Source organism: Microbulbifer sp. CAU 1566 (assembly GCF_023156515.1).
Lineage (GTDB): Bacteria > Pseudomonadota > Gammaproteobacteria > Pseudomonadales > Cellvibrionaceae > Microbulbifer.
This window is the reverse complement of sequence record NZ_JALNMG010000006.1, coordinates 283189-308674: the sequence shown is the minus strand read 5'-3', so window position 1 is coordinate 308674 and position 25486 is coordinate 283189. Positions and strand designations below refer to the sequence as shown.

The 25486-nt window shown below is 59.2% G+C and carries 2 protein-coding genes; both read right to left on the bottom strand.

The window, feature by feature from the left end:
* Positions 1–30 precede the first annotated feature (30 nt).
* Complete coding sequence (locus tag M0G74_RS15705; protein ID WP_248219404.1) at positions 31–24510, bottom strand: leukotoxin LktA family filamentous adhesin; 24480 nt, start codon at positions 24508–24510, stop codon at positions 31–33.
* A 192-nt stretch (positions 24511–24702) separates the two neighbouring features.
* Positions 24703–25455: a SapC family protein gene (locus M0G74_RS15700; RefSeq protein WP_248219402.1), complete on the bottom strand. Its 753-nt coding sequence runs from the start codon at positions 25453–25455 to the stop codon at positions 24703–24705.
* Positions 25456–25486: the final 31 nt, after the last annotated feature.

The window sequence follows — 25486 nt, the reverse complement described above, 5'->3', positions numbered from 1 at the left end:
CACTGATTATTTCTAATGATTAAGCGGCGATCAGTCGCGCATGGCCAGCGCGCCATCCATGGCAACCTCGGCGTAACCGGGCTCCTCAACTTCCGGGTCCAGCTCGCTGTATTCGTCTGGATCCAACCAGTCCACCGGCTGCCAGAAGTATTCCTCAGCGTTGAGGAAGTCCAGCGGATGACTGAACCAGAGACGCTGCAGGTCACGCCCTTCCGCGCGCTCCCCCTGAATCGAGTTTTCCAACTGGTATTCAATAGACAGACGAGAGAAGCCGGGCTCGCCCTCAACATATTCGCCTTCCTTGCCCTGATAAGTCAGCACTACCGGGTCGCGGTAACGGGTAACCTGGGCATTGGTGAGCAACAGATTGTCCCGCGTATCCAACCAGAACTCCCCGTAGGGGGTCACCAGCTGACCGCTGACGCCCTGGGGCGAAAGGTCGACATTGTTCAGGGACAACGTCAGCGCACCACTGATCATATCCAGCGCAGAGTAGACTTCCGCACTTTCCAGGCGGAGGTCACCACTGGTGGCTATGGCGCCGTAGTCGGTGAACAGGCGATCAATAGTGAGGCGACTGGTGTTATCCACATTCACCCCGACCCACTGCGCCGCTGCACCATCGATACCGGTTAACGTCAGGAAGGTTTCCGCACTGCCCTGGCTATCCACGTTGATATCAATACTGGGGCCGCGGACTTCCAGCGGGCCGGACGTGGTCAGGTTTACCTGATTCAGCTGAACGCCTTCGCCACCAATAAAGGTGCCCTGCGGGACCGTCAGCTGGTTAGCCAGCAGGAAGCCATCTATCCACAGATGCGGCGTGCCAATCAATTCCTCGATATCCACGTCGCCAAACGCGCGAATCCGCACGTCCCCATTTTGCGCAGACAGCAGTTCTGCGTGGGCGTCATTCAGCAGGATCAGGTTGATGTCACCTTCATCACTGACGGCGGACAGCCAGGGCAGATCCATCACCAGAGGGGCACCAATACCGGTAGCAGCGGTGAAGTAGCTGCGGCCACCGACAACGCCCTGCAAGTGCAGGTCGGAGTCACTACGCCCGAGTATGCTGCCTTCAGTGCTCAGGTCGAAGGCGTAGTCGCCACTCCAGCTGCTGCTGAGTGAGGACAGCAACATGTCTTCACGGCTGTGAACCCGAAGCGCGCCCTGTGCCTCCATTCGGCTGTCTGCACCCATGGTCCAGCGATTGGTGTCGATATCGACCGCACCACCGACTTTGACGAGCGTGGACGCGGCCTGACTGATATCGCCAGCCGCGCTCAGAGTCAAAGCACCACCGGTGTAAATGTTGCGTTGCAGTGCAACATCGCCACCACTTTGCAACAACAGATCGCCGCCCAGGTTGAGCTGCTGCAGCTCCGCGTCGCCATCCAGTGCTACACGGCCACTGCCGACCACTTGCAGGCGAGCGTCACTGGCCATCTGCCAACTGTCTGCCCGCGCGGCAAAATCCCCGTGCACCACGAGGCGCTGCCCTTCAGCCTGAACCAGAGCCGCTGCGGCATCCACTTCCAGGCTGGCAAAGACCTCTGCCCGCTCATTGAGCTGTACGCCAGCGCCGCTAACCAGGCTCGCGTCACCACTGCCGATAAACTGGGCAAGCACAATATCGCCAGCACTGTCGATTTCAGTGGTACCGCCAACCTGTAACAGGCTGCCAGCCCCCATTTGCCAACTGGCTAACTGCGCAACAAGGCTGCCGGCATTATTCAATTGGCGACCTTCCTGCACCAGCAGAGTGCCATCTGCGCTGATTGCACTATTACCACCAATGGCCACATCGCTGAACAGCGCCACATCGCCGCCAGCAACCAGTGACAGATCACCGTCCAGCGACAGGTCGCTGTTCAGGGTCCAGCTGCCGCCGCTGACAATATCGGCACTGCCGGCGAGATCCAGCGTGTGCAGTACCTGTCCATCGCGAGTGCGAATGATGGTATCGCCCAACACTTCCAGCAGAGCCTCGTCGCCCATATCAAAGCGCTGCCCGTCCAGAATGAAATCACCGTTTGTATGCATAGTGCGTGCAGCCGCAAGTGACACAGCGCCATCTGCATTCAGCTGAAGATCTCCCGCTGCGGTCACGTTATCCCGCAAGGCAATAGCGCCGCTGGCACTCAGCAATGAAAGTGCATCGCTCGCTGCCAGGATATACAGGGAAATATCACCGTCACTTTCCAGTGCGAAACGACCACCGCTCTGCAACAGACTGTTGTCGCCCGCATACCAGCTGGCCGCCGCCACAACAACATCCCCAGCGCTGACAAACTGGGTCAAGGCCGACTGCGCCACATCACCACGCAGAGTGAAATCAGCACTTGCAACGGTGACATCATCAGCCAGCGTCAAGTTGTCGCCATCGACGATGGTTAGCGATCCGCTGAAGTCTGCAGTTTCGCTAAAGGTGATATCGCCACCGGCAGTCAGCTCGCTGTTGCCACCGATGGTCAGCAGTGCGAATTCTTGTGTTGCACCTGTCGCAGCGGTGAGATCGCCGGTGATATCCAACTGGGCACCACTGCCCATGATGAAGCTGTAGCCGTCCAGCGACAGGTCAGAACCGCCCAGCAACAAGGCTGCGTCACTCATGGTGATGGTATCGACAGCATTCAGGGAAAGAGCATTCGTCGCAGTCAAAAACTCGCGCAGGTTAATACCAGCGCCGCTGTCGAGCGCCACGGTGCCGCTACTAGAAAGCTGCGCCAGGTCCATTCCCGAAACAGTGGTAATTGCCACAGCACCACCAGTTTGCAGCAACGCGCCGTCACCCATACTCCAGCTGTTAGCGGAAGCCAGCAGATCGCCATCAAGCGCGAAGGTTTGTGCCGCTGTCTGCGATACATCTCCGCGCAAAGTCAGATCTGCGCTTGCCGCGTTGACGTCACCGACCAGCGCCAGATTGTTGCCATCGACGACGGTCAGGGCACCGATCAAATCTGCAGTTTCATTGAATGCGATATCGCCACCGGCGGTGAGCTGGGTGTTACCACCAACAGTCAGCAGTGCAAAGTCTTGTTCAGCATCAGTATCGACAGTGAAGTCGCCGACCAGATTCAGCTGAGCGCCGCTGCCCATGGTGAAGCTGTTGCCGTTGAGGATCAGATTCACACCGCCCTGCAGCAGAGCTGCGTCATTCATGGCGATGGCGTCTACTGCCTGCAGGGTAACGCTGTCTGCGGCGATCAGGGATTCGCGCAGAGCAATTCCAGCACCGCTGTCGAGCGCGACGGTGGCACCGATATTCAGCTGCGCCAGATCCATACCGGCTGCCGTGGTGATAGCCAGAGCACCACCGATTTGCTGCAGAGCACCGTCACTCATGTTCCAGCTGTTAGCGGAAGCCAGCAGGTCGTCATCGAGCGCAAAAGTTTGTGCCGCAGACTGGGTGACATCGCCGCGCAGGGTGAGATCAGCGCTTGCCGCATTAACGTCACCGACCAGCATCAGGTTATTGCCATCAACGATGGTCAGGGCACCGGTCAGTTCTGCGGTTTCATTGAACGCGATATCGCCACCGGCAGTCAGCTGGGTGTTACCACCAACAGTCAGCAGTGCAAAGTCTTGTTCAGCATCAGTATCGGCAGTGAGGTCGCCGACCAGATTCAGCTGAGCGCTGCTGCCCATAGTGAAGCTGTTGCCGTTAAGAACCAGGTTCGCACCGCCCTGCAGTAACGCTGCCTCATTCACGGCGATGGCGTCGACTGCCTGTAGGGTAACGCTATCGGCTGCGATCAGGGATTCGCGCAGAGCAATACCGGCAACGCTGTTGAGCGCAACGGTAGCACCGCTATCCAACTGCGCCAGATCCATACCGGCTGCCGTGGTGATCGCCAGAGTGCCACCGGTTTGCAGCAGTGCACCGTCACCCATGCTCCAGCTGTTCGCGGAGGCCAGCAGATCGCCATCGAGCGCAAAGGTTTGTGCCGCAGACTGGGTGACATCGCCACGCAGGGTGAGATCAGTGCTTGCAGAGCTCACGTCACCGACCAGCACCAGGTTATTGCCATCAACGATGGTCAGGGCACCGGTCAGCTCTGCGGTTTCGTTAAACGCGATATCGCCGCCGGCTGTGAGCTGGGTGTTACCACCAACAGTCAGCAGTGCAAAGTCTTGTTCAGCGTCAGTATCGGCAGTGAAGTCGCCGACCAGGTTCAGCTGAGCACCGCTGCCCATGGTGAAGCTGTTGCCGTTAAGAACCAGGTTCGCACCGCCCTGCAGCAGCGCCGCGTCGCTCATGGCGATGGCGTCGACTGCCTGCAGAGTAATGCTATCGGCTGCGACCAGGGATTCGCGCAGAGCAATACCGGCACCGCTGTTGAGCGCAACGGTAGCACCGCTATCCAACTGCGCCAGATCCATACCGGCTGCCGTGGTGATCGCCAGAGTGCCACCGGTTTGCAGCAGTGCACCGTCACCCATGCTCCAGCTGTTCGCGGAGGCCAGCAGATCGCCATCGAGTGCAAAAGTTTGTGCCGCAGACTGGGTGACATCGCCGCGCAAGGTGAGATCAGCGCTTGCCGCATTAACGTCACCGACCAGCATCAGGTTATTGCCATCAACGATGGTCAGGGCACCGGTCAGTTCTGCGGTTTCATTGAACGCGATATCGCCACCGGCAGTCAGCTGGGTGTTACCACCAACAGTCAGCAGTGCAAAGTCTTGTTCAGCATCAGTATCGGCAGTGAGGTCGCCGACCAGATTCAGCTGAGCGCTGCTGCCCATAGTGAAGCTGTTGCCGTTAAGAACCAGGTTCGCACCGCCCTGCAGTAACGCTGCCTCATTCACGGCGATGGCGTCGACTGCCTGTAGGGTAACGCTATCGGCTGCGATCAGGGATTCGCGCAGAGCAATACCGGCAACGCTGTTGAACGCAACGGTGGCGCCGCTATTCAGCTGCGCCAGATCCATACCGGCTTCGGTGGTGATCGCCAGAGCACCACCGGTTTGCAGCAGAGCACCTTCACCCATGCTCCAGCTGTTCGCGGAAGCCAGCAGGTCGCCATCGAGCGCAAAAGTTTGTGCCGCAGACTGGCTGACATCGCCACGCAGAATGAGATAAGCGCTTGCCGCATTGACGTCACCGATCAGCACCAGGTTATTGCCATCAACGATGGTCAGGGCACCGGTCAGTTCTGCGGTTTCATTGAACGCGATATCGCCACCGGCGGTGAGCTGGGTATTGCCGCCAACGGTCAGCAGTGCAAAGTCTTGTCCTGCATCAGTATCGGCAGTGAAGTTGCCGACCAGATTCAGCTGAGCGCTGCTGCCCATAGTGAAGCTGTTACCGTTAAGTACCAGGTTCGCACCGCCCTGCAGCAACGCCGCGTCATTCATGGAGATGGCGTCGACTGCCCGCAGGGTAATGCTATCTACTGCGATCAGGGATTCGCGCAGAGCAATACCGGCACCGCTGTCGAGCGCAACGGTAGCTCCGCTATCCAACTGCGCCAGATCCATACCGGCTGCCGTGGTGATCGCCAGAGTGCCACCGGTTTGCAGCAGTGCACCGTCACCCATGCTCCAGCTATTGGCGGAAGCCAGCAAGTCGCCCGCGAGAGCGAAGGTTTGTGCCGCGGACTGGGTGACATCGCCACGCAGGGTGAGATCTGCGCTTGCCGCATTGACGTCACCGACCAGTGCCAGATTGTTGCCATCAACGATGGTGAGGGCACCGGTCAAATCTGCGGTTTCATTGAACGCGATATCGCCACCGGCGGTGAGCTGGGTGTTACCACCAACAGTCAGCAGCGCAAGCTGTTGCTCGGCGGCAGTTTCGGCGGTGAAGTCGCCGACCAGATTCAGCTGAGCACCGCTGCCCATGGTGAAGCTGTTGCCGTTAAGAACCAAGTTCGCACCGCCCTGCAGCAGCGCCGCGTCACTCATGGCGATGGCGTCGACTGCCCGCAGGGTAATGCTATCGGCTGCGACCAGGGATTCGCGGAGAGCAATACCGGCACCGCTGTTGAGAATGACGGTAGCACCGCTATCCAACTGCGCCAGGTCCATACCAGCTGCCGTGGTGATAGCCAAAGCACCACCGGTTTGCAGCAGTGCGCCGTCATTCATGCCCCAGCTGTTCGCGGAGGCATCCAGCACGCCGCTGATGACAAAGACTTGCGCCGCGGCTTGAGAAATGTCACCGCGCAAACTCAGGTCGGCGTCGGCCGAACTCAGGGTTCCCACAGCAACATCACCGATCAGCGACAGGTTACCGCCGTCGCTGATTGTCAGAGCACCACCGAAATCCGCCGTATCGTTGAAATAGATATCGCCACCGGCCGCCAGCAGCGAGGCACCCTCAACATCCAGTAGTGCGAATTGCTGATCGCCCGCGGTGGCCGCCTCGAAGTCACCGGCTACCTGCAGGCTGGCTGCCGCATCCATAACCAGACTGGCGGCATCCACAAACAGGTTAGCGTTGGTGGTCAATGCATTGTTAAACGCCAGATCGCCACCGGCGTTGAGGGCAATCCCGCTCGCACTATCAATATTGTCCAGCGTCATGTTGCCGCTAGTGGTGAGCTGTACCGAACCCGCGAGGGACTGCAGTCCAGCACCGGCTCCCATGCTCCAGCTGTCCGCAATGCCGATCACATTGCCGTAACTTACGAGAGACTGGCCCGCGGACTGGCTGACCGCGCCGCGGGCGGTCAGGTCGACGCCGCCGACAGAGGTCGCGTTGCCAACCGCCACATCCCCGACGAAAGACACATCTGCAGCATCAGTAATCAGTAGGCCCCCGGCAATATCGCCGGTCTCGCTGAATGTCATATTACCGAGACTGCTCAGAGTGACATCGTCACCGGCAACCAGCTGGGCGAAGCGGATACTGTCGGCAGATTGCAATTGCAGCTTGCCGCGTGTACGTACCAGGCTACTGCTACCCGCATTGAAGCTGCCCACGGTTGCCGTTGTGCCCGCAATACCGCGCAGCGCGCCGAAAATATCAAACAGCACATCGTCTGCGACCATCACCGCGCCATCGGCTTCCAGCAACATGTCGGCGCCGCTCACCGCGGAGCCCACGGTGGTGGTGTTCTGGAAATCGAGATCGCCGCCGGCATCAATGGTGAGAGCGGCAGCGGTGGTCAGCAATCCAAAGCTGCTGTCATCGGACAGGGTAAATTCTGCCGAGCTACCGCTCTGCAGCAGGCTGGTTGCATCGGCGTTCCAGGCGGAAGCCACAACCGTCATCGCATCGGAGCTGGTGAGCTGCTGGCCAGCGGCTTGTGAAACCACACCGTCAACATCGATCAACAGATAATTGGCCGCAGCGGAACCAACACCGACATTCCCGTTGAATGCCAGATCGGCAGCGCCGGAAATATCCAGGAAGCCACCGATATCCGCACTGTCATTGAAGGCAATGTCGTCACCGGCAATTACCGTCATGTCACCGCCGACCGTAAGCTCTGCAAACTCCTGGCCCGCCAGCGTTTCCACTCCGACGTCGCCGTCCACCATCAGGTGACTGCCCACCCCCATATTCCAGCTGTTGGCTTGTGCCAGGGTGCCGCCAATTCCGCGCAGGCTTCCCGCAACGTCCAACAGCACGGCGTCTACTACCGTCACGTCACCGGCGGCATTCAGCGCAAGGTCGCTACCTACAGAGGTGTCGGCGAGGAATGTCACATCGCCATCACTGTCGACCTGCAATGTACCGATAATATTCAGTGCACCGAATTCTGCACCGCTCATACCAAGATCAAAAGCAGCACCATTCGCAGAAATAAGCTGGCTATTTACATCCGCCAACAGGCCAGTGGCGGTCACATTGATCGAGCCCGCGTCGACCGTACTTGCATCCGCTAGGGTAAACAGATTGCCATTGCTAATCAGGAAGGCACCGCTGCTATAGGCGCTGCCCCCCAGTGCCACATTGCCGCTGCCGCCATTCAATGCAATGGAAACCGCGCGCGCGGCTGCGCTGCCAATATCGCCCTGCACTTCCAGTCCATCGTTCGCATCGAGCGTGACCGCAGTACTGCCGAACAGATTACCGGTAACGAGGATGGCGTTACCTTCCAGGTCGATATTCCCCGCATTGACGCTGCCGAGTGTCAGCATCGCCTGCGCATCGGCAAATACATTGGCTGCGTTCAACTGCGCCGCATTGATGCTGCCACTGACGTTATCGATCAGGTTCAGTGCAGTCAGATTGATATCGCCACCGGCAATCAGCGTCTGCAGATCCATGCTGTCGATTGCCGTCAGGGTCATGTCGCCTTCGGAACGCAGCTCGGTTGCCGCAGCCATCGCCATGCTCTGGGCATCCGCCAGCAGGCGGGCGCTACCACCACTCGACGCGCTGGTATAGGCCACGTCCACGTCGCCATTGAATTGCAGATGGCCACTCGCCACCAGGTCCAGGTCACCACTGGTGGTGACGTTACCCAGAGTCATGCTACCGGCCGTCGCGTCGAAGTCGCCGCTGCCGATGGTGATGTCGTGGGTATCGAGAGTGATGTTGTCCGCTTCGAATTTCGCCAGGCCGTTGACCTCAACGACGCCGGTAGCCGAAGTGAAAATATCGCCCGCGGCATACAGGTCGAGTGCGTCTGCGCGCAAGTCGCCAAACAGCACCAGATCGCCGCTGGCATCGATGCTCATGACGCCGGTGGTCCCTCCGGCAATTGCCGCTTCCGACGTGTCGGCGATATTCAGCCAGGCATCGCCGGCACCGAAGGCCAACTGGCCGCCACCGGACATGCGCAGGTTCAGCGCCTGTGAGGAAGAACCCAGATTGTGGTCTGTGTAAAGGCCGAGACGGCTGGCGGAGATCACGCTTTCGCTATCGAGGCCGACAATATTGTCACTGCTGACCATCCAGATACGATCACCGGCACTGATGGCGTCCACCACCAGGTCGGCGCCGGTCTGGGTTACATAGAGACTGCCTGCAGCGCCCGCCTGGCGCAGCACGCCAGAGAGCTGCAGTTTGAGGTTACTGCTGCCCGCGCCGATATCCCCCTGGGTATTGGCGATATACAAATCCCGCGCGGAAATATTGAAGCCCGATGATGCTGCACTGATGGAACCGTTCACTGCCAGGCGCACATCACTGGTACTTGAAGTGATATTGCCGATAGTGAGGCCACTGGCAGATTCGATATAAATTTCGTCACTCGCGCTGACATTCAGCTCGCCGGTGGTGTCGATCTTGATCGGGTCCACCTGCGACACGCTGAAGGTCACCAGATCGCCGTTTTCGGTTGTTTCGATATCGCCGGGGCCCGCTTCCAACAGCGCGATTTTCTGCGCGTCGGTAATCACCGGATTGTTGCGATCGATGGAGAACACCAGGTCCGCGAGATCCTGGCCCACACTACCGCCGTTGACGGCGATATGCAGGTTCGGCGCAACGATATTGGCTTCACGGCTCGACAACGTAGCCTGGGCATCCGCATTCAGCGCTGCCGCGTTGATGCTGATATCCAACTGGCTCTGGCTCCACTGGGAGCCCTCGGTGAGACCGGTATACCAGCTGGAAGTGTCGTCGATCTCCAGCGCGTAACTGCTGTCGTAGTTGCTGGTGAACAGGTCGCCGTAGTCGTAGCCCTCAAGCGTGCCTTTCTGCTCCAGACCGATGGCATCGGCGGCATCGGCATAGGTATCCGGTGCCGCGACCTGATCGGCAAACCAGTCTTCCAGACCGAAGAATTCCGCCTTCGCCGCCGCGGTCGCTTCCGCATCGGTGGAAACACCGTAGCGGGATTTGAAGCTGTCCATAAACGCCGCATTGATGGTGAAACCCGCTTCACTATCGTCATCCAGGCGCTGCTTGATCAACCAGTAGGTGTGGTAGTTACCAGTGAACTGGTTCTCGTAGCCGGTAACGGCCACTTCACCCGCGCTGCCGTCCTGAATGCCAAGGCGATCCCATACGGTTTGCAGGTAGGCCAGTTCCTCATCGGATTTCTCGTTCTGGCCGATACCGTTCAACAGGCTGCCGTTACCGAGGCCGATGACCACATCCTCACTGGCAGAAATGGTGTTCACGGCGAGGTCGCCCACGGCCTGATAAATCGCAATATCGTCCGCGGCTTCCAGGGTGACTTCGTTGACGTCCAAATTGATGTAGTCGTAAGTCGCGCTGTCGCCGATGGTGCCGACACTGCCAATGCTGCCGGAATAGCTCACCAGGTTCAGGGTATCGCCCTGAATATGAACGCCGCTGCCGACGCCGCTCAATCCCTTGTCCACTGAGCCGACGATGTCGTACTGCGCAGCAAAGCGCTCCAGATTCACCGCGCCGGATTTACCGGTGATATCAAAATACAGAGAGCCGCCGTTGGCATCCAGCGATACGGTTCCGGTGGTGATGTTAAGCGGATCTTCCAGCGTGCCCAGGTCACCCTGCCCGGCATACAGGCGCAGGATATCGGCATTGAACGAGGCGCCGGTGCCGGTGGTCAGGCTGGCACTGGTGTTGATGTCGGTGGTGCCCAGCGGGTTGTAGATGTTGCCGTTGATGATCACGCCGGCGCTGGAATCGATATCGATACTGCCGGTGCCGACACCGGTAAACGAAATACCGATGGTGTTATCCGCCTTCACAAAGGTGTGCGCGGACATGCCCAGCTCGTAGGGGATATAGGTGCCCGGGTCGGTATTGGTCCAATTGGAACCGTAGTAATCCGAGTAGCTGTAACCGATGCCCCACCGGTAGCGGCTGATACTGGTGGCAGAAAGCTCCTGCTGGATAAAGCCTGTGGCAGAGCCATTGGTACAGGCGCCCCGGAAGGCGCTGCAGCTGGTGTAGTAGCTGGCACCCAGATTCCACTCCAGCGCGCCGCCGGCGCCGGTGCCCTGCCAGGTGCCCACGGTGTCGGGGTACTTGGCCAGGTAGCCATCCGGGAAGTCAACGTAAGAGCGGCTGACGGAAGCGTCTTCGCGCATGTAGTACAACTGGCCGGCGAGTGGGTTATAGGTGGTGCTGGAAGTCGTACCGGTACCACCGCTGGCGCCCAGGTAGGTGCCATCTTCCCAGCTGGCGGCATAGGAAGTGGTTTCGTACTCCTGAATCTGGCCGCCGGGGCTGTGCACGTACCAGTGGCTGAAGTAGTCGCGGGTACTACCGCCATCACCCATGTTTTTGGTGAAGTTGTGATCGGTAATGCGCACGATACCCACGGCATCGTCGCCCGCATCCAGGCTGTTGATCACCAGTTGGGTATTCGAGTAGTTATCGATATCGATCTGGCCGAGGCCGTCGCGCACCAGGATCTTGCCGTCTTCACTGGTGGAAGAAACCATCGCGTTGATCGACAGGTAGCCGCCACCGGATACCGGCACATCGTCCACCAGCAACTGCTTGCTGGCCACGTCGTAGGTCAGGGTGATGCCCTCGGCACCGCTGATCTTGCTGACCTGCGGATCGATGTAGATATAGCGATCTTCGAACGGCGTGACGAACATGTTCACGTAGTTGGGGTTTTTTACCTGCAGGGTACCGCCGGGCGTAAGCGCAATCTGGTCACCGTCAGCAAGTCCCGCGGCGGCAATGTACTGGGCGATGGCCGCATCGAAACCACTACCCACCGTGACCGACCAATTATTTTCGGTGCCCACTTCAATGGTGCCATTGATGTCCACCCGCCTGGCATTGATCACCACCTTCTCGCCAACAATGGTGGCACCGGGCGCACCAAGGTCGCTTTTCACCGATGAGTAACTGGCGCTCTGAATCAGATTGCCCGTTTTGTCGTACACCGGCTGGAATTTCCAGTGGCGTCCGCCGCGGCTGGAGCTGTCGGTCTTGAATTTCAAATCCACCGCGTCACCGCCGCCGTATTCCTGGGAGTCACTGAAGCCCCAGTTGAAGAACACGTGTATCCAGTCGTAGTCGGCGTTGTCGTCCGAAGGATTGTCGAAGTAGCTGTGTTCGTTGTTGTAAGCAGTGCCGCCAATATGACATTCGTTAGCGGTGGCGCACGCATAGAACCAGTTATTGAACTCGTTGATGCCCACGGCATCGATATCCGCTTCGTAGCGATCGCTGATCCAGTAATGCACGAAGTCATATGCATTGACGGGCTTCCACTTGTCGGTGAAGTTCACCAGCGAAGCTGGAGAGCGCCCATAGGAAACATCCGCATTGCCGGCGTTTACCACCAGCGAGCCTCTCTCCACAGTGATATTGATGGTATTGGCAGAAACCGCCGACTGCTGTAACAGGTCGCCCTCTTCCAGGGTGATATCTACCGTGGACAGCAGGTTGGTGATGTTGCCGTCGACGATCACATCGGAATTCAGGTAATTCGTGCCCGACGGATTGTGGGTGATATGGATACCGGAGCTGACGCCGGTGGTGGTGCTGTTTTCCTCGGTGATATAGCTGCTGTCGAGGCTGGCACCGCCGGTTACATACACATTGCCGCCGGTCTGGTTGGCGATATACAGGTTGCCCACCAGCAGGTGCTGATCGTCGCGGTTGTTGATATCGATGTAGGCATCGCCGCGGGCGGTGACCATGGGGTTATTGCCAAAACCACCCTGCAGGTCGATGGAATCCGCCACCAGGCTCACGTTGCCCGCAGACGCCGCGATACCGGTCACCGAGATCACATTGTTTTCCTGCTCGGACAGATCGCTCAGGATCACGTTCAGGTTGGCGATCTCGGTCTTCAGCGCATTGATTTCATCCAGGTAGGGATTTTCACCGCTGTCACCGCTGGTACTGGTGCCACCGACACTGCCGCTGCCGCCAGTGCCACTGTCGTCGCTGCCATCGGTGGCGGTACCGGTTGTAGTGGTGGTATCAGCGGTCCAGTTTTCGTATTCGTCCACCAGCGTCTGCAGCTCGTCGATATAGGCCTGCAGGCTGGCGCGGGAGGAGTATTTGTCCGACAGCTGCTCCGCCATGCCGTAGCCGGCAAGCTGGGAAGTGATATTGCCGCTGTCGTCGATATCCACCCACTGATAGGCGTTCTGGCCGGCGACGATATTGCCGGAACCCTCGAATACCAGGGTGGAATTGGCGTTGGTATCGCTGGAGCCGAAAGTGGTTTCGGTAGAGAAGAGCTCGAGATAAGGGTTGCGCTCGACGCCGTCGGCATTGGCGTACAGCGAGCCCTCGTTGGCCTCGACGTTTACATGGCCATCGCTGCCGACATCGATATCGTCGCCCAGGATCACCTTGTTGGTGAGATTGATATCCGCGTTGGCCGAATTGCCCGCGGGAATGGGTACCGCGGTCCAGTTGTACACATTGGTGCGCGCGTCGGCGGACAGCTGGTTTTCCGCCAGATAGTTGGAGCCGCGCCCGGCGTAAATACCGATATCGCCGTAGCCGTTAATGACAACGTCCTGCCCGATATCCACTTTGTTGGTGACGGTGATATCCACATCGGACACGCCACCGGCCACGCCGGCGATGGCCCATACCGTGGTCTCGGCCTGGGCGGTCGCGGAACCCGTAGTGTAGGTACCGATACCGATCTCCCCTACCGGGTTATAGATCAGCGCGTTGTCGCCGATGTTCACGGTGTTGCTGGTGGTCGCGTCAATATCCGACTCGGAGCCCGCGCCCTGCAGGGCGCCGCCCACTTTCAATACCGAGGCGTCGTACACGTTGAAGCGCGAGTGGGCGTCGATAAAGATGCCGTGATCGTACTCGCTGTCGAGCCATGCCAGGTCACTGATGGCCAGCACGGCGTTCTGGCCGATGGAGACGGTGGCGTCGATACCGGTGAGATCCTGATTGGAAATGGCCGCGGAACCGTTGGCGGCACCGCCGGCGCCGGCATTGATGCTGGTCGAGAAGCCGGATTCTGCCGGGCTCTGGATTTGCATCGCGGTGTTTTCAGCCTCGATATCGATTTGCAGCGCTTCGAAGCTGACGTTCTGGCCCAGGATCACCTCGGCATCGTTGTCGATATCCGAGTTGGACACCGCGCCGGAGCCTCCGACCACCGAGACGGTGGTGGAGTCGGTGCCGGCAAAAAACTGGCTCTCGTGCGCGGCGGACAGGCGCACCTCGCCCCCCATGAGCGGCACGGCAGTATAGCCGGAAGCCCAGTCGGCGATTTCAACACTGGCAGCCTTGTTATCGCTGGAATTGTTGTAGCTGTTGGCGTTCGAGACCGCCGCGGAGCCGGCGTAGTAACCGCCACCGCCCGCGGTGGTGAAACTCTGGTTCTCGTCGTAGTTGTAGGCGTCGAGAATAAAATCGCCGAGGCGCAGGGTGGCGTTGGAGATCGGGTTGGAGCCGTATTCCACCCGCGCCGAGGTGCTCGACTCGGCGGTGGAGAAATTGAAACCACCGGCGTAGAGGCCCACGAAATAGCCATCGGCATCCGCGTACTGCACCGCGGTATTGCGCGCGTAGACACCGAAATCATTATCCGGAATACGCACGCCGTCGCCGACTTTGGCCACGGCCTGCGAGCGGTTCTCCGCCAGCGCTTCGGAACCCGCGACACCGGCCAACAGGCCGCCGGATGCCGCAAACGCATTGGCGTCGGCGCTCACGTAGTCATCGTCCGAACCATCGCCGGTTTCCGCGCGCATGGTCACGGTGCCTTCACCGGTGAAGTAGGTACCGTCGGCGGCTTCTGCCACAGCGGTGGCATCGGCGATGGCGTAGGAGAAAGAGCCACCCATGGAGCCACCCACGGCCACGGTCACGCCGTAGGCTCGTGAAAAGACTTCCGGTACTGCCTGGGCATCAATATTGACCGCGCCGCTGCCCGCAGAAATGGTGCCGTATACCGTGGCATTGACGTTGGACTCGTCACGCGCATCGGTAATCACGCCCTGCACGCCGGCGAGCAGGCCACCCGCCAAGGCGAAGGCACTGGTTTTTACCAGACCTCCACTGTAGGCATCGAGGTCGATATTGTTGTAACCGTCGATGCTGTGGCCGGTTGCACCCAGCCAGGCATCCACGTCACTGTTCTTCTCTGCAAAACCGATCGACACACCGATCGCCGCAGCACCGACACTGACACTGAGCGAGCCATCGGTGGGGTCGCCGGGCTTACCGGCATCCAGGTCGCCCACTCTGAGTTCGGTGGTGTCGCGTGCCGATACTGAGAGATCGCCGGTGTCATCACCGGCCGCCGACGTCACGCCCGCCACGGTGCGCAATTCACTGCGCAAGTCGTTGTAGCTGATCGCAACGCCGGTGCCGCCGCCGCTGATGACGAAGGATTTCATTTCGCCTGCAGCATCGTCATCGGACACGTCCATCACCTGCGCATCCACGGTGACGTTGTTCGCGGAGAGATCGGTGTCCACAGTGGCGATGGTCATGTCGTACAGGCGGGTGACACCCACGGCACCGCCGATGGCGATACTGCCAAGGGAGGCCGCGCCCAGGCCCTGATAGGTGTGCAGCAGGGTCTGTGCGTCCACATCCAGGGTGTCCGCATCGATAGCGCCGCCGGAGATGCGCGCGGCCACCACGCTCTCACCGCTCAGCTTCAGCGAATTACCGGATTCGGTGCTGGTGGCGGTGCTGGGTGCAGAAGTGCTCTCGATGGTGGTACCGCTCTCTTCCTCTATCGCGGCGATATCCGCGCTGGAGAGATGCGGGTTGTAGGCCGCGGTGTCTTCCGCCATCACGCTGTTCGCAGACTGGCGCGAGGGATCGAATTCGTCTTCGGCATTGGTGCCGTCGTCGGTGGTGGTATCGCCCTGGCCAAACAGCGCCACACCAATACTCACCGCCGCACCCACATTGGTGGAGGCGCCGCCGGCAATGGAGATCATCCAGGCTTCGCGCTGGGCAGTGGCATCCATATCCAGCAGCGCAGTGTCGATTTCCGAACCAACCACTTCCGAGTACACCTGGCTGCGGCCCAGTACCACGTTGGCCACGGCGCCGACACCGACGCTGTTGCCGACACCGATGCCCAGGGTTTCCTGGTCGACGTCGAGAATTTCCTGCGCATTGACCACGACGCTGGTGGCATCGTTGCTGCCGTCCTGCCCTATGATCTGGGTAGTGAAGTAGTCGTCGGTGCTGTCGGCCGCGGTACCGTTATCGTGCAGCAGCCCGTGTACCGCCGCACGGGTCTCGCCTTTGAACTCGGTGACGTTGATCATCGCCGCCACGCCGACACCGGTGCTGACACCGGCGCCGAGGGAGTAGCTGTTGACGCTCTCCAGGCGGTCCGCATCCACTGTCACATTGTCGGCCTTGATCAGGGTACTGTCGGCATCGGCGTTATCGTCCAGGTCGTTGCCGATCAACGCGGTGCTGTTGCCGCCGAGAATATTCACCGCGAGACCAATACCCACACCCACGTTGGTGCCGATACCCGCCGAGCCGGCCGCAGAGTTCACATCCTGGCGACGCTCTGCATTCACCACCACATCACCGGCGGTGACGGTGCTGTCGTGCAGCCATGCCTTGGTGCCGCCCTTCATCAGGTTGATGGTGACCGACGCGGTACCACCAATACCGCCCTCGCCACCGACGCCCGCGGCGACACCGGCGGAAACCGCCTGCGCCAGCTGGGTGGAGTTGGCCTCCAGGGTCAGTTCGTCAGCATTGACGGTGGAATTGTCGATCTCCGCACTGGCGGACTTGCCCATGTGGTTGGTAGTGAAACCGCCCACACCGGAACCGCCGAGCGACACCGCAATGCCGGCGGAAACGCCCAGACCGTAATCGTGGCTGGAGCCGCGCACAGTGACATCGGCACCGTCCTGATTGGAAACGCCGCTGTTGATGGTGGCATTCTTGATGTAGGCGTCGGTGCTCGACTCGAACACATTGGTGGCCACGTTGGCGGTGATCGCCACGTTCTTGCCACCGGAGCCGCCCACGGTAATCGCCTGCTGCTTTACAAAACTGGTGGCATTGACACCAATACCGGTGATGGCTTGCGTCCCCTCTTTCAGGTTCTGCGAACCAAACGCCGTGGTGAGGTCGTCCATGGACACATCGCCGTTACCCACCGCGCTGGAATTGCCATCACTGTCCTCATCCGTGGCGGAAAGGTCCGGCAACGCCGTCATGCCGGAGAGTTCACCGTCGAGAATATTGAAGGTGCCGGCAAGACCCAGGGCCTTGACGGTGGCGTCTTCGATATACGCCTGGGTCTTGCCGTATTCCACCGCGGTGGAAATGGCGATGGCACCGGCGCCACCGTTCAGGCCCACGCCCACGGCGCCACTGCCTACCAGGTTTTCGGTATTGGCCAGGGCTTCCACGCCCACGTTGCCGTAGGCATTGATTTTGGCCTTGTCGGCAATGCGCGCGGTGACATTGCCGTCCACCACACCGGTGCCGACAGAGGGCGCAACGGAAACCTGCTTGGAGGCCGCCACACCGGCATCGATGGTGAGCAGCCAGTTGTCACGCAGCGCTTCCAGATAAACGTGCTTGGCGTTAAGCACGGTGCTGGAGTCAGAACTATCGTCGCCGAGGATTTCGCTGGTTACATCGCTGTCAATACGGTTCACCGCCGCGGCAATACCACCAGCAGAACCGCTGGCAGAACCGGCGCCCATCCAGGCGGTGGAGACACTGTCGGTGTAGTCCGCGGACTGCACGCGAATGGTGCCGCCGGTACTGCTGGCGGAGCCCAGTGCGTTGCTACCCACATTCTTGATCGCCGCCTGCACCGTCTGATCCAGATCGGTAACGCTGAGGGCACCGGCAAAGGCCAAGCCGGAGCTGCCGCTGGAGGCGCCGATACCGATGGCATTACCCACCAGCAGGTTGGCGTCGCCGTCGGAGCCGCTGGATGCTTTGACGGTAACATCGCCGGAAGCTTCCAGGTCGATATTGCCAATGCGCGCGAGTGTTTCGTGGCCGCTGTCACCGATCAGGTTGAGCGCGACCGCAAGACCGGCGGCAAAGCCGGTGCCGGAAGAAATTGCCACGGAGCCGGCCACGTTGACCAGGTCCATATCGTTCTGCGCAGTCACCGACACATCGTCGGCGTACACGGTGCCATTTTTGTAACCGTCCCAGTCTCCCAGCTCCGCGCGCACGATGTTGTTCAGGCTGTTGACCGCGACCGAACCGACGCCCGAGTACTTGCCGGTGGCGACACCGAGGCCCGCGGCCACGGTATACAGCAGTGCCTCATCGCGCGCAGACACATCAATGCTGCTGGCGGCGCTAGTACTGGTGTTAATGGTGGCGTTTCTGATGATTGCGGTTTTTTCCGTCTGCACATCCGCGTGCGCATAGGACAGGCCGAGGTTGGAACCGCCCGCCTGCAACACGCCGGCTACGGCAATAATGCGTTCGCCTTCACTGCCGTAGCTGTAGGCAGAACCGGTGCCGTCGTCACTGGTGTGGATCTCGGAACTATCGAACGCCGCAGCGCCGGTGAAATCGAAATCTTCGTTGACCGAACTGGAACCAAGGGTGTCCAGAATCGCGTCCAGGCTGCCGACCTTGGTGCCCGCCACATTGACCGCTACCGTATCCGCACCGGTAATGGTGACGTCCTCAAGACGCGCCTTGGTGTCGCCCTTGATGGAGCCGATGGCAAAGCTGCCCATAAAGCCGAAAGAGTTTTCAGCGTTATTGTTGTAGCCAACGCCGGCGGCGCCGATGCCAATGCGCTGCAGGCCGCGGGCACTGATGTCGATGGTGTCGAAGTTGTAAATGGCACTGTTGGTAAAGAAAGCATCGTCCGCGTGGGTAACGACCGCTTCCACCGACTTGCCGCTGTAGACGTCTTCGTCATAAGCGGACGACAACACATTGTTACCGTCCGGGTTAGAGTCGCCAATCAGGTTCGCGGGGTCGTCGATATCCGCAAAGGTAATCGCAAGACCGAAACCGGTTTTGCCGCCGCCGTACAGGGTACCGCCGCCCACACCGATATCGGTATTATTGTAAGCACTTACTTCGAAATCGTTGTCGCCGTCACCACTGCCGCTGACGGTACTTCCCTCCATGCGCGCAGAGGTGCCATCGCGCACCTGGGCACCGGAAACGGACACACCGGCGGAGGTGGATTTACCACCGGCGCTTGGCGTATCGATGGCCAGGGCCAGGCCTATGGAAGTGAGCTCACCGCCATGCAGCGCCTGAATGGATAAATCATCGACGTTGCGCACATCGGACTCGATCAGCCACGCCAGCGCATCGTTGAAGGTAATCTGGTAGGCGATGGCGCCGGCCATGGCGCTGGAGTTCGGTGTGGACGCGGACTTGGACAGGTTCAGTGCCGCGGAACCGGAGGCAGAGACAGAAATGATTTTCTGCAGGGCCTGGATATCCAGGTCCAGCTCCTCACCCGTGTGCCCCTTGATGGTGGCGCCGTCGACGATGGCTTTTGCATCGAGGTTGGACACGGTGACGGTGACGCTGCCGGCACCGGCAAGGCTGGTCTGGTCGGAGTCCACCGAGGCAGTGCCATTGTCACCGGAACTGGAACTGTCGTTGCTGCCGCTCTGGGAGGCGGAGTCCACTGAACTGCTGCTGGAGCCGGAATTGGCTTCACTCTGGGAGCTGGCCGTGTTGCTTTCCAGATCTCCGGACCAGCCACCAAACTTGCCTCCGTACCAGCTTTCGAATTTTTCACCGATACCGGGTTCACCGGTGTCTTCGGTAAGTAGCGCACCGGCCACCGCGACACTGCCGGTGGAGCCGCTGGATTTACCGCGCACTTCCACATTGCGCGCAATGATCGCAGGCGAGCTTGGCTGGGAGGGATTGGTGGGCGCGGACGGATCCGGCTGGGATCCATTTTTGAAGCCGACTTTTGCTTCTTCTTTGGAGTTATCGCCGATAAACGCCTTGGTATCGCCCTGGGTAATATTCGCGGCGATCGCCACACCCACGGCGCTTTCACCAGCGGTCCAGTTCACCGCACCTGCTGCCGCCCAGTTACCCATCTGGTGGTCGGCGGTAATGATCAGGTCATCTGCGCTCACATAGGCGTTATTGGAAAGGGAGGCGTGGGTCAGTGCTTCGCTGTTCAGAATCGCGATCACACCATTGAAGCCGGTGCCGGTCCCCATGCCGGAAGACGGCGTCACCACAAAGTGGCGCTCGTCGGTTTCCGAGGTGACCTTCACATCGCCTGCGGCAGTAATGCTGGCATCGCCGATACCGGCGACCGCCTGGGTGGCCTGCTGCACGAAGGTAATGCTGCCGCCGATAGACTTGCCATCGTCATTGGTGCCATTGCCGTTCGGCAGAATACCCAGGGTGCCGATATTGCCGGCCACATGGGCACTTTCAATCAGATTGTAGGCGCGCACCGCCACCGAGCTGTCAAAGTCGTATTTATAGGTAACGTCTTTGAAGGGTTCGAAATCGCTGAAAATACCGGGGCTGGTGAGACTGGAGTCGAGGTTGTAGGAAACACTCCAGTCGCTGGTGCCGGTCGTGGTGATCTCAACGCCATCACCGATCCACGCCTTGGTGTTGATATCGTTCCACTGCACATTCACCGAACCGCCGTAGGCTTCTTTATCCGCCGCGGCGCCGGCATTGGCGAAGGTGGTGAGAATATTGTTCTGCAGACCGCCGGTGCCATTGAATTTGCTGATGACGTCGGACAGGGACTCCCAGCGATCGTAGGTGGAAACGATCGGCATTTTCTGCTCGGAAACCACACCCAGGTTCTGTGCCTTGATGGTGGTGTAGTCACCCACTTCTGCAACCGCATCGCCCTCGTGAATCGCGAAGTTAAACGCAAGCGCTGCGCTCTTTTCCGCAGCGTTGGTCTGCTGTGCGCCGGCACTGCCATCCTTGGGTGAGGTCACTGCGGTTTCTGCCGAGGTGCGGTAACCGCCCTGGTCGCCACCCACCGCGCCGCGGCCATCGCCGCCGAGAACCGCATCGTTATCGGTACCGAGATCGGTGGCCGCCGCCACCAGCACATTGCCGCTGGCGTCGATGGTCGGGGCATCGCTCTGGCCGCTGGCGTTGGTGCCGAGATAGGCGTAGGCCTCTTTATCCGAAAGGTTGAGGGAAAAAGACAGGCCGCCCTTCCAGTCCACCTTGCCGGAGGAATCACTGGATGCACTGGAGTCCACGCCGCCGGGCAGATATTTGGTCAGCAGGCTGGACACACCGCCCTGCACTTTCCCCATGCCGGACACCAGTTTGGAACCGATCGTGCGCGTGAGAATGCTACCGCCCACTGCGACACCGGAGTGCACCCGCTGCTCTACAGTGCGATCGAGAGCCACGACGGTGACGTCGCCCACCTGATCGGCGCTGCTGCCGAGATCCGCGCCCATTTCTGCGGTGGCACTGGAATCGAAGTCGCCCACCGCCACGGCGATGCCATAGCGCGTATTGGAAAGTCCGTAGACCGAAGCCGAGGTGTAAAAGCGGTTGAGGTTTTCTGCGGCCAGCAGCAGGTTGTCGGCATCCAGGGTAGCGCCGGTTTCAATCACCGCCTTGGCGTCGACATCCGCCTCACCCACTGCGACGGCAGCAACCACCTTGTTGGATTTGTCTGCTTCCAGCACGAATGCGCTGGAGGAAACATAGGCTTCGTTGTGCGCGGTCACCGCCAGGTCGCCACCGGCGCTGATGGTCGCACCGGATTTGACGGTGGTGGTACTGGTGGCATCACCGCTGACGTAAATACCGGCGAGCGCTGCGGTCAACACGTCGGCGCCCATGACTAGCGCCATGGCCTCAGCCACCGAGTGTGAATCCGCAGACAGGGTGACGTTACCGGCGGCGGTGATATTGGCACCACTGTTGACGGTGACGGTCGCGTCGGAATCCGCTTCCATATAGTTGAAATCCACACCCGCGAGCGCGGCCACGGTTTTCAGGCCGAGGGTAGTGCCGATTTCTTCGTAGATGGAACTGGTCGACGAACTGTAGGCTTTAGCCGTAACGTTATTGGCTTCGATGGTGCCGGACAGGTCGATGCTGGTTTCGGCCCTGGCTTTGCCATAGCCCACCGCATCGGTTTCACTCGCGGTCAGGTTCACGTCACCGTCGGTGGTACTGCTGTCGCCATCCACCGTATCCAGCACACCGGTGCTGGCCAGGGTAATCTTTTTACCTTTCAGGTCGATGTTACCGACGGTACTGCCGCTACCAGCAGTGCTGGTGAGACTGCCCGCGACAGTAATGGTGTCAGCCTCCACCGAGATACCTGCAGCGGTAACCGAGGCCGTGGACTCAATAGTGACACTGTCGGCGACAAACTTCAGCAGGCCGCCGTAGAGAATATCTTCGGCCCAGCTCAGGGATGAATCACTGTTCAGGGTCAGGGCGCTGGCATTGAGGCCGGTCAGGTCCAGGGAGTCATCGATATTTGCGGTCAGCAGAATCGATTCGGACGCGTTAAAGGTACCGCTGTTGTAAAAACTATCGACGTCGAGGGAAATATTGTCCGCGTCCAGGGTGGTACCGGAGGTTACCGTGAGACTGCTGCCATTGAAGCTGATGTCTTTGCCGGTGAAATTGAAGTCCGTTCCGCTGCTATTCCAGACAATATCGTCCGAGTCATAGCCGGTTACCGCTGTGCTAGACAACACTATGTCGTTGTCGGTACTGATGGCCAGCAGGCTGTAGTTCAACATGGAAAGAATGCCATAGTCGGCATCCTTCACCAGGCTGATGGTGCCAAAAGTAGCGGCATCGCTGTCGCCGGCATCGGCAGTTACCGTGCCTTCAACAATGGTATCGCCAGATTCGAGGGTGACGTTGGCAGCAGTCACCGATGCATTTTTGGTAACGGTAATGCCCGCAGCGGTAAGGCTGAGGTCACCATCAAAGTCCACGTCCGCCGCTAACTTAAAGTCATCGACCCCGGCATTTTTGTACTCGGTATCCGCGGTATTTTTCGCAAACACCATATTGTTGGACGTGGTAAGCGAGAGGCCGTCGGCAGAAATCTTGGCAAAATCAAAAGCCAGGGTGGCACCGGACAGGCCGACCTGACCGAGAGTAGTACCATCGCCTGCAGCCTTGAGCCAGGCATCCGCTTGTACACCACTGGTCGCTGTCAGGGTGATATCAACCGCGGTGACATCGATCTCTGTGGTGATGTCGTCGGCGTTGACCTCCAGTGCAAAGCCAAGGTCAACCGCACCACCAGTCTCTTCCCACACAATGTCGCCGGCACTCGCGGTCAGGCTCGCGGCATTGTCGGTAATGTAGAAATCGTTCACGGTATCGACACGCACGATTTCCGCGGTGATATTGCCGAGATCATCGTAGTCGGCGTCGCCATCCAGCAGCACAGTGCCGGTGCTGCCGTCGGCAGTGGCATCCGCAGAGAGACTGCCATTAATCGCGATATCACTCGCGTGCAGACTGACATCGGAGCCGGAAACAGCGTTGCCTGCTGCGATCGCTATACTGCCACCGGTGATATCCAGCTGATCGTAGGCATCGACATTACCTACGATCACCAGGTCACCGGTGCTCGCGCTATCTGCCAACACCACCGCGCCGCTGCCGCCGTCAATTTTGGCGGAGGCACTGTCAATATCAATCAGACCCGCGGTCGCGGTACTGCCATCGTCGGTACCCAACGCCGTCATATTGCCGCTAATGGTAACTTGTGTATCGGCGGTAATATTGACGTTGCTCGCCAGCACTTCACCGGCAAGATTAATGCTGTCACCAATAAAGGTGGCCACTGTCTCGACGTCGTTGGCCGTTACCGAGTCGCGGGTATCGATGGTTGCCGCACTCGCCACATCAATGGTGTCGGCACTGATGGTAATACCACCGTCGGCCAGCAGATCACCGGCCAGGGAAATGTCCGTGGTAACGCCGGCACCCGCGGCACCGATATAAATACTGCCACCATCCTGCTGCAGCTCGGTGGGTGCGCTGGCATCGCCCACATTGACCTTCGCCGCATCGACATAAATGGCCTGGATAGCGTTACCCGCGGTCATTACCGCTCCGCTATCCACCACCACCTGATTACCGCGGATATCGATTCCGCTGGCAGTATTGATTTTGCCAGAAACGGTAACCAGACCACTGGAGGAAACCGCATAAGAATTATCGTCGAGCGCGGTGATTCCATCATCGGAAAACGCCGGCGTACTCAGATCCAGCCAGCTGTCGATTTCACTCTGGGAAGGGGTTTTTACCGAGAGCTGCCCCACGTTGATAATCCCGGACGGGCCTACCAGAAAACCATAAGAGCTGGCGAATACCACATTGCCGCCCAGGGTCCCATCCTGGTAGCTGTTCAGTACACCATGCACTTCCGGGCGGCTATTGCGTACGATGTTCACCAGCTGGTCGATATCCTTGTCCAGCTCCAGGTTGACGGTATTCAGATCCCCCACCACGAAGTCATTGAAAACGTTGACTCCGACACTACCGTTTTTGTATTTACTGGTGACCTTCTGGACGTTGCTCCCCAGATCCTCAACATCCGTAAACTTATCCACAGCGTCGATATTGTGGGTCGCCGCAAATAGATTGACCGCCCCCCCCGAAAGCAACGCACCCAGAGTTACCGTTTTGCCTGTATGCGTGCGCTTTCTCCAGTTTGGTTCAGCGCTCTGAGTGCGAGTGGCATAGCGAATGGCACGGGCAAGCAGTTGGTGGCGAAAGGGCTTCATGTGTATGGTCCTTGAAAACGGCTGGGAGTGTTTTCGTCGTTTTAATTTTTTTAATGACCGCCAAATGAACGGCCATGTTTATTTCCTTGCTAAAACAGCAAAGCAGTCGCGCCGAAACTACGGCTCACGACTGCTTTCGACCGGGGTGGAGACACTAAACCCCGGGTATTTATTGCCGAAACGCCGGCGTTTTTAATTCAGCGTACCGGCCTCGGCTCGCTCTTTCGCTTCCTCGACGGCATTGGCCTTCAGCTGCTGCCTGGAGAGCTGCCGCAAGGCACCAAGGGAGTGGAGATGGGCATAAACCCAGGCCAATTGACCACTTTTAAACCAGGCCTGTACCTGCTCGGACTCCACCTGCAACAGCTTGGCCTCATCCACCACGTGTAATCCTTCAAGACGTACCGGCTTGCCATCGCCAGCCATTACCTGGATATCAAAGGGCTTGAACAATTCCTGCTCAGCCAGCGCCGCGCAGAACTCACGGGTAGCCTTGTAGGACTTGTCAAAGTTGGTGAGAAACTGCAATACGTTGTTCAGGGTCTCGCTGTTTTCCCCCTGCTCATCAAACAGCGGCTGACCGTCTTCTTCAGAAAACTGGTCACTCGTCTCATCAAAACAGACAGTCTGGTTATCGGTCATGGCGAAGGGGTAGCGACGGATAAAGGCCGGTACATAATTGCCCTGCCATACACCGTCCTCGTCAACCTGGGCGTGCTGGTTATTGCGCAGGGACAGTAAGGCCAGGGGAAAGTACTGACCACTTTCACTGCGACTGAAAAAAATTGGCAGGTCCCGGCTGGCTTCAAAGAACTCGATACCGGTAAGCGGGACAGAATTGATCTCGCGGGAAAAACGGAATTTATCACTCGGGGAAAACTTCAGGCTGCGGTGATTCTCACGGTTCAGGGCAACCGGCTTGCGATAAAACAGCAATTCACTCATCAATGTATTCTCAAAATCTTAGATATATAGT